Origin of the sequence: Silvimonas sp. (assembly GCF_031291215.1) — a bacterium.
GTDB classification, from domain to species: Bacteria; Pseudomonadota; Gammaproteobacteria; order Burkholderiales; family Chitinibacteraceae; genus Silvimonas; species Silvimonas soli.
In genome coordinates this window covers 1-2,032 of record NZ_JARLJK010000090.1, presented here as the reverse complement: position 1 = coordinate 2,032, position 2,032 = coordinate 1, and the positions used below count along the sequence as shown (strand labels likewise).

The window sequence follows — 2,032 nt, the reverse complement described above, 5'->3', positions numbered from 1 at the left end:
TCGTCTGACGTCTCACTTGAAGATGGGCATCGCGATCCAAGTGTGTGGCAGCGCCTGAGGTCGCGGCGCCTTGGAGTCGGCTCTGAACTCCGGCCACCCGGTGAAGACCGGTCCGCGTGCGATCGGGCAGAGGACGTTCGTCAGCTTGATGTAGGTGTCCACCCATGTGTCGACACCACCCGCGTTGGGGTCCATGTCGATCGTCGCCAGTTGGGTGATGGGGTCGACCCTGCCTCGGTAGATGTCGCATCGGCCGAAGGAGAAGGTGGTCTGGGCCAGGCCCTCGACCGTCACCCGGAGGAAGCACTTGAAGCGCCCGTAGAAGAGAGGAGTGCTGTCGATCTTCTCCTTCAGCTCCTCCTCATTCCCCTGGACGATCTCTGCGATACGATTAAAGTACCGATGGACGTGTCGCGCCTGGATGGCGAACCACGCCTGGGTCGTCTTCAGGTGCTTGGTACGCGCCTCACGCGCGGTGGTGGCGTAGGTCCACGCGCCGATCTGGACCTTCGACGAGTCGACGCTCACCACGTGGAGGGACTTGATCGACCCGGCGGTCCTCAGCTCGGCATACCGACGGGCACCCAGGTACTCCTTCAGCAGGTCGACGCAGCAGACGCTGTCCGGCTTGAGGCACTTGAACCGATGGTGGACCAAGTGACTGTTGTTCTTGGTGATCGTTGGCCAGTGGACGGAGCCGGCCAGGAGACTCGAGTTGGTCGACGAGGGTGCGACGCCATCCTCTTCGGCCGAGTCGACCCCAGGGAACACGCGGCACCCGACGGTGGCCAACTGCTGGAGGAGGACCGAGCGCTCCGACACCATGCGAGTCATCACGTTCTTCTCGGGGTGCTTGCGACTCTTGATGTGACGCACGTAGTGGCCGATCATGCTGACAGGGACAGGGACAGCAGCACACAGGAGCAACGATCAGCGAAGATGGTAACATATATGATAACAAATGTTACAACCATACAGAATGGTACGAGATGGTACGTACCGCTCGAACGCGAAGACCCACGTCCCTCTGGCCGGTCCCCACATCGCCAGGTAGTCCGGAGCATGGAACATGAGCATGTGAAGGACCATGCTCTTCTCCGTCTGCGGGAAGTGTCGGTGTATCCCTTGGGTGAGTGTCCGTCTCATCTGCTGGATACTCACACCCAAATTGTATGGGTTGATGCAGGATGCCAGATGGTATCGTGTTGACATGGATGCCAGCCGGTACCATGTGTTGTGAGGTACCATTATGGTATGCCCAGTACCATCTTCACGTGGGTTTGGCCGGCTTGTAGTTACCGCACGGTGCACCGAAACCTTCTCCACCATACAGATTCTAACAGCACACGATTAGATAAAGCTTGTAGCAGAACGGTTAAGACAATACCTTTCTGCGTCCGTCACTAGTCTCCGTTCCGATTTGGTCGGCAATCCCATATGGGATGAATGCTGAGCTTTGCAACTACATAACCATAAATTATTTTCACTTCAAACATATATCAAAAGTCGTCGTGTAACGAGTTATAAACGTTTGGCTGATTGATACCGACGGAAGTGTTTTGATTATAGTGATAACTCATTTTCGCAGCAGCCACCGATGAAATTCTGTCCATACCATATGGTACCCGTTCAAAGCTCTGTGATATCATTCTGGTATCACGTTTTGCCTAACGATTTGCCTCCATACCATTATGGTATCCGTCTGATTCCCTACAGTGGCCGTGCCCCATCGCGCCTGATGCACTCTTTCGCTCTCCTCTTGCCTCGAAGCTGCCGCCGCGCGCCCATGGCGTCTTGGCTGTCCCAGGCATATGGCGGGTTCGTGAATCGTGAATCGTGAATGTATTTTTCGTGAGTTGGACAAAGTTCATTACCAGAACCTCTAAACACGTCATCTACTGCATCGCATACACGGCGGCATGAGGACCTTTTGACGCAGCAGATGAATTCAGTCGACATGTGCGCCTCTGGAAAAAATCTTCCATAGACACCACACCTTCCTCGGAGCACAGTGCGGTAGTGTCAGATTCTT

The 2,032-nt window shown here is 55.2% G+C and carries 1 protein-coding gene; it reads right to left on the bottom strand.

Annotated features, from left to right (window positions below):
• Positions 1-12 precede the first annotated feature (12 nt).
• Positions 13-891: a hypothetical protein gene (locus tag P4L78_RS10565; RefSeq protein ID WP_309328023.1), complete on the bottom strand. Its 879-nt coding sequence runs from the start codon at positions 889-891 to the stop codon at positions 13-15.
• Between the last annotated feature and the right edge of the window lie 1,141 nt (positions 892-2,032).